An 8571-nucleotide genomic window follows, 5' to 3' on the forward strand; every position below is an offset into this window, starting at 1 on the left:
CATCATATGATAAAATAAAATGGACGAGAAATTGTTTTTGGGAGGCACTATGAATAAAAAAATCTCTATTGCAATTGATGGACCTGCTGCTGCAGGAAAAAGCACTGTTGCAAAAATTACAGCTGAAAAACTATCATATATTTATATCGACACAGGGGCTATGTATAGAGCTTTAACATATAAAGCCATAAATATGAAAATGGACTTAGAGGATGAACTAGGCTTGTTGAATATTTTAAATGAGACAACCATTGAATTATTGCCAGGTGAAGATGGTCAATTCATATATTTAGACGGAAAAAATGTTACAAATGAAATTAGGACTGCTGAAGTAACGAATTCCGTTTCGATTGTTGCAAAACATAAACTCGTTAGAGAAGAAATGGTCGCCAGACAAAAAAGCTTTGCTGAAAACGGCGGCGTTGTTATGGATGGCAGAGATATTGGGACACATGTTCTGCCCAAAGCAGAGGTTAAGATTTTCCTATTGGCATCTGTTGATGAACGAGCGATTCGCAGACATACTGAAAATATCCAAAAGGGCTACCCATCCGATTTAGAGAAATTAAAAGAAGAAATCTCTACAAGAGATAAATTAGATTCAGAACGGGCAGTTGCACCATTGAAAAAGGCGTCAGATGCAATCGAAATTGACACAACCTCATTATCAATCGATCAGGTTGTTGAAAGAATCATGGTGCTTGCTTATGAAAGGATCGGATGACAGTGAATTTATACTCTTTTGCAAAATCAGTCGTTTATGGAATATTAAAGCCAATATACCGCTTTGAAGTAATTGGAACAGAGCATTTCCCTAAAGAAGGCGGTGTTCTGCTCTGTTCTAATCATATTCATAATTTTGATCCGCCTGTAGTCGGTATCAATGCACCAAGGGCAGTACACTTTATGGCTAAGGAAGAATTGTTTCGAGTGCCTATTTTAGGGAAGCTTCTTCCTGATTTAAATGCCTTTCCAGTTAAGAGGGGGATGAGTGATAGGGAAGCTCTAAGAAAAGGACTTGCTATTTTGAAAGAAGGAAAAGTTTTGGGCTTATTTCCTGAAGGGACAAGAAGTAAAACCGGTGAGTTGGGTCAAGGGCTTGCAGGAGCCGGTTTTTTTGCTCTTCGTACCGATGCTGCAATTGTACCATGTGCTATTATAGGTCCATATAAGTCTTTTAAAAGATTGAAAGTCGTTTATGGAAAGCCGATAGACATGGCTCCTTTACGTGAAAAGAAAGCTTCCGCGGAGGAGACGACTGAATTAATTATGAGTGAAATTCGCAAACTGATAAATGAGAATAGCTAAACCTTCTTACTTGACAAAAGAAGTGGTTTATAAGAAGTTAGTTAAAAGGCGAATTTTATCATTAGATATTGCGAAGGCGCTTCCGCCTTTCAAATAAGGAGGAATACATATGTCAGAAGAGATGAATCAAGTTGAAGTGAGAAATTTCGAAATTGGCGATAAGGTTTCCGGCCAGGTTACAAAGGTTGAAGAGAAGCAAGTAATTGTAAACATCAATGATAGCAAGCTTGATGGAATTATCCCTATTAGTGAATTATCAAGTCTTCATGTAGAGAAAGCAAGTGATGCTGTTTCAGAAGGAGATCAGCTGGAGCTTGAAGTTTTAAAGGTAGAAGAGGATGCATTAATTCTATCAAAACGAAAAGTAGATGCTGAAAAGTCATGGGCTGATCTTGAAGAGAAATTTAATAACGGTGTAATTTTCGAAGCTGAAATTAAGGATGTTGTTAAAGGCGGTTTAGTCGTTGACCTTGGTGTCAGAGGATTTATCCCTGCTTCATTAGTTGAAGATTTCTTTGTTGAGGATTTTTCAGACTACAAAGGAAAAACAATGACCTTTAAAATCGTTGAGCTTGAAAAGGATAAAAATCGTTTAATTCTCTCTCATCGGGCTGTTGTCGAGGAAGAAAAGGGTAAGCAAAAAAATCAAATCCTTGATTCTTTAGAGGCAGGACAGGAATTAGAAGGAACTGTTCAAAGAATTACTGATTTTGGCGCTTTTGTTGATATTGGCGGCATAGATGGACTTGTTCATATATCCCAGCTTTCTCACGAGCATGTGAGCACCCCTTCAGAAGTAGTAGAAGAAGGTCAAAAAGTCCAAGTAAAGGTTCTAAGTGTTGATCGGGCAAGTGGACGAATTTCTTTATCAATTAAAGAAACTCAGCCAGGACCATGGTCAAATATATCTGAAAAAGCTCCAAAGGGTAGTGTGCTTGACGGAGTAGTAAAAAGACTTGTTTCATATGGTGCGTTTGTAGAGCTTTTCCCTGGTGTAGAAGGACTTGTTCATATTTCTCAAATTTCACATAAACATATTGCAACTCCGCATGAAGTGTTAAAAGAAGGTCAAGAAATCAAAGTTAAAGTTTTAGACGCAAATGAACAAGAACAGCGTTTATCTCTAAGCATTAAAGAGCTACAGGAAAAAGAACCAGATTATGTTACTGATTATGAACTCCCAGAGGAATCAAAAGGATTTCAGCTCGGCGAAATGATTGGGGATCAATTAAAGAATTTAAAATGATAATGGTGATAAATGGTGTCTAGATCAAAACGTAAATGGGATCATATTCAATTAGCTTTGACTACAGGGCAGAAAAGGCTATCAGGTTTTGATGATATTACCTTTATTCACCAAAGTATGCCTCATACTTCATTAGATCAGGCAACTTTAAATGTAAAAATTGGCGAACTTTCTTTAAGTTCGCCAATTTTTATAAATGGGATGACAGGCGGTGGAGGTGAGCAGACTTTACGAATTAATCGTGAATTGGCAATGGCTGCAAAAGCAATGGGAATGGCAATTGCTGTCGGTTCGCAAATGTCTGCTCTTAAGAATCCTTCAGAAAGAAAATCTTATGAAGTCGTTCGAAAGGAATATCCAGACGGCATTATTTTTGGAAACCTCGGCAGTGAAGCAACAGTGGACCAAGCAAAAGCCGCCATTGACATGATTAATGCTGATGCATTGCAAATTCATTTAAATGTAGTTCAGGAACTAACAATGCCTGAAGGAGACCGAGACTTTCGAACAGCCCTTCACCGTATAGAAGCGATTGTAAAGGCCGCTAATGTACCGATCATCGTTAAAGAAGTAGGCTTTGGAATGAGTAGAGAAACGGTATTAATGCTGCGTTCTATCGGTGTTTCGGCTGTCGATGTTGGAGGGTTTGGCGGCACTAATTTTGCTAGAATAGAAAATGAACGGCGAAATAGAGAACTATCCATTTTTAATGAATGGGGTATTCCCACTGCAGTATCAATTATTGAAGCGAAAGAAAACTCAAAAGATGTATCTATTATAGGTTCTGGGGGAGTTCAGACAAGTCTTGATATTGCAAAAGCAATAGCCCTTGGAGCCGAGGCTGTTGGAATGGCTGGCTTTGTTCTTAGTATTTTAATGAATAAAGGCATAGAAGCATTAATAGAAGAGCTTCAAATCATACAGGATGAGATTAAGATGATCATTACTGCATTAGGTGCAAGTAATGTATCAGAGCTGCAGCAAGCTCCATTAATCATTTCAGGAAAAACCCATCATTGGTTAAATGAAAGAAGCATCGATACAAAAAAATACAGTCAGAGAATAATCCCTAAATAACAAAAAAGCTCTTGCTATGTAAATCAGCAAGAGCTTTTTCTACGTCTAGCTACAGCGCCTACCCCCGACGTACAGGACGTACTAGTGTCGACAATGCGACAGGACAAGGAAAGCTTCGGAAGCGTAATCATCGCACGACCAAAAGTGAAGCTTTTGGGAGGACGTCGCGTTTTTGTCGACCTCGAGGTCACAAGCTTGTCTAGTTTCGGCTCCTAGGGACTCGAGACATAAGCCAATCCCTTCCAGAAGGCAAAATACGCCTTCCTGCAGGGCTCGTCTTATTCTTGTCGTCCCTGATCAGTCGCCTACACTTTTCGATCAATCCTCCCAGAAAGGTACAGATCAACCTTTCCGAGAGGCTCGTCTTGTGCTTGTCGGGGGTGAGCACAAGGAAAGCTCCTTTAGATTATTCATCGCAGGAACAATCCGTAATTTGATTGTTCCGAAGTCACTTACGCATTTGTTTTTTAAAGTTTATTATTATTTAAGTCCCTAGCTTCCTCTGGGCTTTGCATTTTTGTAGCTCCATCATAGTGGAGTGCTTGGTCCCTGTCCGATTCAACTCTTTTGCTCTTTTTCAGTTTCTTTTCTTGTCGGTCTCTTCCCATTATTGACACCTCCCTCTCTTTAACATGGACTAGCAAAAGTATTTTATTCAGCGAAACAGAGATGATAAAGTGAAACTTCAATCAGTGGGGTTTTCGACGCACAGGACGTGCTAATGCCAGTGTTGCCACAGCCGTGGAGATCATAGTCAGACTTCATCCCCCACTGATTGTTAGTTGCGGCCCACAGGAAGTGGGTCACACAGACGTTGCCACAGGACGTGGCGCTGTTAGTCTGTGTTCCTATAATCGGGCCTTTACGGGCTGTTGATCCCCTACTTAGAAATTTTTGTTTTACTTAACTTCTCGAAGTGGGGATCTTACAGCCCGTTAATCTGCGATAAAAATGATTAAAGTACAACTGAAAGTGCCATAATGGGAAGGATGGGAGGTGTGGAAATGGAAGGATTGGCCTTTTATTGGCTGGCATGGATATTTTGGGTAATCGCAACCTTTTTTTTGAAAAAGGATAGCTTTATTAGGATTTGTTTATCTTTATGGTTATTAGTACTCATTATTATTTCTCCATATTCTTTTTTTCTATTCAAATATGAGATATCATACGTAAGTATTCTTTTTGCTGGCACCTTATTAGGATTAATCAGCAAATTCAAAAGATTAACAGCTGCCTATGTATTATTCAGCTCATTCATTGTTATGATAGCGTATGTTTGTTTTCATTTATTCGCACTATTTGATCCTGTATGGTTAATTTTCCCGCGAAAATGGATGCTGGCCTTGCTTATGATAGCATTAGCAATCATTTTGCATACAAATAAAGTGTATCGGTTAATCATCATTCTATTTGGTTCGATACAGGGTGAATTTCTTTATGCATACATCCTTAATAAATATTCATTTCCACATTTAATTGGTTCATATGCTTATTTGGATGGTATTACACTTGCAGCTGCTCTACTTGGTGCTTGGTCTGGGTTTGAATATTTGACTTCCTTCTATGAAAAACATATTAACCATTTAGAAAAGGAAAAAGGAAAGCAAAAATTATCGTAAATGAATTTAGAAACATTTATATAAGCAATTTATTGTACTAATAATCCGCATAATGGCGAAACAGCAAGTTATTCCAAGTTTTAATTGCTAGTAAGGTACTGCTTTGATAAACTTATAAAGTTAGGCCCTTCTCTGTACTAATAAGAAGGGTTTATTTACCTTCATTCAGCAGATGTTTCCACTAGTATAAGTGGGGATGTATGCGAACAAATTGTCAAATCCAGTAAGGGTTTAAACTCCGGCTGTATAAAGTTAAGCCTCCGGCAGATGCCTCAGATTTTTAGAGGATACCTGAGCCAGCTTGATAAAATCTGGGCGCAATTTCGCCGAGGAGAAATTGATTAGGAAAAGAAAGGGTGATGTTCATGGCAAAGCCAGTGATTGCGATTGTCGGACGTCCAAACGTTGGAAAATCCACGATATTTAACAGAATTGTTGGAGAGCGTATATCTATTGTCGAAGATATTCCCGGAGTTACTAGGGATCGTATATACAGTTCAGCAGAATGGTTAAACCATGATTTTAATATAATTGACACAGGCGGTATTGATATTGGAGATGAGCCTTTTCTTGAGCAAATTCGCCAGCAGGCTGAAATTGCAATTGATGAGGCTGACGTCATAATCTTCTTAGCGAACGGCAGAGAAGGGGTTACGGCTGCGGATGAAGAAGTGGCAAAAATCCTTTACAGGGCAAAAAAGCCGGTCGTACTTGGCGTCAATAAAATTGATAATCCTGAAATGCGAGAGCATATTTATGATTTCTATGCTTTAGGATTTGGAGAACCTTTTCCTATCTCGGGTGCACATGGATTAGGATTAGGAGATTTACTTGATGAGGCTGCTAGACATTTTCCAAAGCATGGTCAGAAAGATTATGATGAGGATGTAATTAAATTTTCATTAATTGGCCGTCCTAATGTAGGGAAATCCTCACTTGTAAATGCTATTTTAGGCGAAGATCGAGTCATTGTCAGTAATATTGCTGGTACTACGAGAGATGCAATCGATTCTCAGCTAACTTATAATGGAGACAAGTATGTCATTATTGATACTGCTGGAATGCGCAAAAAGGGTAAGGTATATGAAACAACTGAAAAATATAGTGTTTTGCGTGCTTTAAGAGCAATTGAACGTTCAGATGTAGTCCTTGTTGTTTTAGATGGAGAAGAAGGAATTATCGAGCAGGACAAACGGATTGCAGGGTATGCTCATGAAGCTGGACGAGCTGTGGTCATTGTCGTGAATAAGTGGGATGCTGTAGAAAAAGATGAGAAAACGATGAAGGAATTTGAACAAAAGATTCGTGAGCATTTCTTGTTTCTTGATTACGCTCCGATTGTATTCCTTTCCGCAAAAACAAAAAAACGGATTCATACCCTTATTCCAATGATCAATACCGCAAGTGACAATCATTCATTGCGCGTTGAAACGAGTGTTCTGAATGATGTCATTATGGATGCGGTTGCTATGAATCCAACACCGACCGATAAAGGAAGACGCTTGAGAATTTATTATACGACTCAAGTTGCGGTGAAGCCGCCAACCTTTGTTGTTTTTGTAAATGAGCCTGAATTAATGCATTTTTCATATGAGCGGTTCTTAGAAAATAGAATTCGGGATGCCTTTGGCTTTGAAGGGACACCAATCAAGATATTTGCAAGAGAGAGAAAATAATAAAGAAGCAGCTTGATCAGGGGCTTTTGACTTCCAACGTACAGGACTTACTAGTGCCGATGCTGCCACAGGATGTGGCGTACTTCGTCAGCGAGCCCCAAGGCGCTGAGCTAAACAAATAATTTTATAAGGCAGTGATTAAATGGAGCAAAGGTTTGAACGAGTAGCTGTTGTTGGAGCGGGAAGCTGGGGAACAGCTTTGGCTATGGTTCTGGCAGATAATGGCCATGAAGTTCGTCTTTGGGGTCATAAACTCCAGCAAATAAATGAAATTAATCAATACCATACGAATAAAAAATATTTACCAGAGGTAATCCTACCTGAAGGAATTACTGGATATTTTGATCTAGAGGAAGCTTTATCGGGAGTTCATACAATTATTCTAGCTGTTCCGTCAAAAGCGATTCGTGAAACAGTCGGCAAAATTAACTTCATTTGCAAAGAGCCTTTAACCATTGTTCATGTGAGCAAGGGAATTGAGCCAGACACTTTACTTCGTATTTCTGAAATGATTGAACAGGAAATATCCCCTGAAAATTTGGACAGTATCGTCGTTCTATCAGGTCCAAGTCATGCAGAAGAGGTTGTTTTAAGGCATCCTACAACTGTCACTGTTTCATCTAAGAACATGGGTGCGGCTGAAAGAATTCAAGATTTATTTATTAATCAGAATTTCCGTGTTTATACAAATCCTGATATTATCGGAGTTGAAATTGGCGGGGCATTAAAAAATATTATTGCACTAGCAGCGGGTATTACAGATGGATTGGGCTATGGTGATAATGCAAAGGCTGCGCTAATGACTAGAGGTTTAGCAGAAATTGCCCGTTTAGGGATGAATATGGGTGCTAGTCCTCTTACATTTTCTGGTTTAACTGGAATTGGAGATTTAATTGCAACTTGTACAAGTGTTCACTCCCGAAATTGGAGGGCAGGGAATTTGCTTGGTAAGGGACATAATTTACAAGAAGTTCTTGATAATATGGGAATGGTAGTTGAAGGTGTAAGAACAACAAAAGCAGCCAAGCAACTAGCAGAAAAATATGAAGTGAATATGCCCATTACCGATATTCTTTATGACGTTCTTTTTAATGGTGTGAATGCAAAGGAGGGAGTAGATCTTTTGATGGCACGTGGAAAAAAGAACGAAATGGAGGATTTAACGAACGTTCTTGAATCTGACTTTGACAAATAAAACGGCTCAATCCTAATATTTTTTAAATATAGGCATTCGAGGATGCGAGCCGGCTACTTTTTGCATACAATGCAACGAAGCAAACTGGTGAAATGAACAGGGTGTATGGGTTATTTAGTCTCATAAGCTTGAGTTAAAGAAATGCCCCTTTCTTTAACTCAGCTTTTTTTTATAGTACTTTCTTTTTCAAACAGACAAGCGTATGTTATAATCATTTCGGAAAAAGGAGTTGAAAGTCATGTCACCGTCATTAATGAAAATGTGGGTTTCTCTTGCATCAATGGGCTTTATGTTTATCTCAATATTAATGATTTATTTAAGCCGTTATAAATTGGGCGGAATCTTTAAATTTCTAACTGCTATTATTGCCTATTTTTTGATGATTATATCAGGGATTATTATTGTACTAGTCGTTTTCAGCGGACCAACAAGTGATTAATTACATTATTC

At 38.6% G+C, this 8571-nt stretch carries 9 protein-coding genes; 8 read left to right on the forward strand and 1 reads right to left on the reverse strand.

Annotated elements, in window-relative coordinates; all coding sequences use genetic code 11:
• The first annotated feature begins 49 nt into the window (after window positions 1-49).
• From cmk to fni, 4 genes are all read left to right on the forward strand, one after another.
• Window positions 50-724 carry a (d)CMP kinase gene (cmk, locus tag V7164_RS17785; RefSeq protein WP_335346399.1) on the forward strand — a complete coding sequence of 225 codons (675 nt, stop codon included), beginning with the start codon at window positions 50-52 and terminating at the stop codon, window positions 722-724.
• Between the two features lie 2 nt (window positions 725-726).
• Window positions 727-1308: a lysophospholipid acyltransferase family protein gene (locus tag V7164_RS17790; RefSeq protein WP_335346400.1), complete on the forward strand. Its 582-nt coding sequence runs from the start codon at window positions 727-729 to the stop codon at window positions 1306-1308.
• 109 nt (window positions 1309-1417) lie between these two features.
• Entirely contained in the window at window positions 1418-2554 is a 1137-nt protein-coding gene (gene rpsA / locus V7164_RS17795; protein WP_335346401.1) for a 30S ribosomal protein S1, read from the forward strand.
• 15 nt (window positions 2555-2569) lie between these two features.
• Entirely contained in the window at window positions 2570-3631 is a 1062-nt protein-coding gene (gene fni, locus V7164_RS17800; RefSeq protein ID WP_335354759.1) for a type 2 isopentenyl-diphosphate Delta-isomerase, read from the forward strand.
• Between the two features lie 467 nt (window positions 3632-4098).
• On the opposite strand, the gene V7164_RS17805 is transcribed toward fni, so the two are convergent.
• Window positions 4099-4239: a YpzI family protein gene (locus tag V7164_RS17805; protein ID WP_335354760.1), complete on the reverse strand. Its 141-nt coding sequence runs from the start codon at window positions 4237-4239 to the stop codon at window positions 4099-4101.
• Window positions 4240-4635: 396 nt separating this feature from the next.
• Between V7164_RS17805 and V7164_RS17810 the strand changes: the two genes are divergently transcribed.
• The 4 genes from V7164_RS17810 to V7164_RS17825 all read left to right on the forward strand — a co-directional run bounded on the left by V7164_RS17810 (window position 4636) and on the right by V7164_RS17825 (window position 8560).
• Window positions 4636-5250, forward strand: coding sequence for a YphA family membrane protein (locus V7164_RS17810; RefSeq protein WP_335354761.1), 615 nt, complete (start codon window positions 4636-4638; stop codon window positions 5248-5250).
• Between the two features lie 365 nt (window positions 5251-5615).
• Window positions 5616-6926, forward strand: coding sequence for a ribosome biogenesis GTPase Der (gene der / locus V7164_RS17815; protein ID WP_335347299.1), 1311 nt, complete (start codon window positions 5616-5618; stop codon window positions 6924-6926).
• Window positions 6927-7068: 142 nt separating this feature from the next.
• The gene (locus tag V7164_RS17820) at window positions 7069-8121 is read left to right on the forward strand and encodes an NAD(P)H-dependent glycerol-3-phosphate dehydrogenase (RefSeq protein WP_335354762.1); all 1053 of its coding nucleotides are present in this window, start codon (window positions 7069-7071) and stop codon (window positions 8119-8121) included.
• Window positions 8122-8359: 238 nt separating this feature from the next.
• Window positions 8360-8560: a DUF2768 domain-containing protein gene (locus V7164_RS17825; RefSeq protein ID WP_335347297.1), complete on the forward strand. Its 201-nt coding sequence runs from the start codon at window positions 8360-8362 to the stop codon at window positions 8558-8560.
• Window positions 8561-8571: the final 11 nt, after the last annotated feature.

This window comes from Bacillus sp. JJ1474 (assembly GCF_036965225.1).
Classification (GTDB): Bacteria; Bacillota; Bacilli; order Bacillales; family Cytobacillaceae; genus Cytobacillus.

Excerpts from the sequence above, each read along its gene's own strand:
- der (WP_335347299.1), top strand. The coding sequence starts at position 5,616 with ATGGCAAAGCCAGTGATTGCGATTGTCGGACGTCCAAACGTTGGAAAA.
- cmk (WP_335346399.1), top strand. The coding sequence starts at position 50 with ATGAATAAAAAAATCTCTATTGCAATTGATGGACCTGCTGCTGCAGGA.
- V7164_RS17825 (WP_335347297.1), top strand. The coding sequence starts at position 8,360 with ATGTCACCGTCATTAATGAAAATGTGGGTTTCTCTTGCATCAATGGGC.
- V7164_RS17820 (WP_335354762.1), top strand. The coding sequence starts at position 7,069 with ATGGAGCAAAGGTTTGAACGAGTAGCTGTTGTTGGAGCGGGAAGCTGG.
- rpsA (WP_335346401.1), top strand. The coding sequence starts at position 1,418 with ATGTCAGAAGAGATGAATCAAGTTGAAGTGAGAAATTTCGAAATTGGC.
- V7164_RS17805 (WP_335354760.1), bottom strand. The coding sequence starts at position 4,239 with ATGGGAAGAGACCGACAAGAAAAGAAACTGAAAAAGAGCAAAAGAGTT.
- V7164_RS17810 (WP_335354761.1), top strand. The coding sequence starts at position 4,636 with ATGGAAGGATTGGCCTTTTATTGGCTGGCATGGATATTTTGGGTAATC.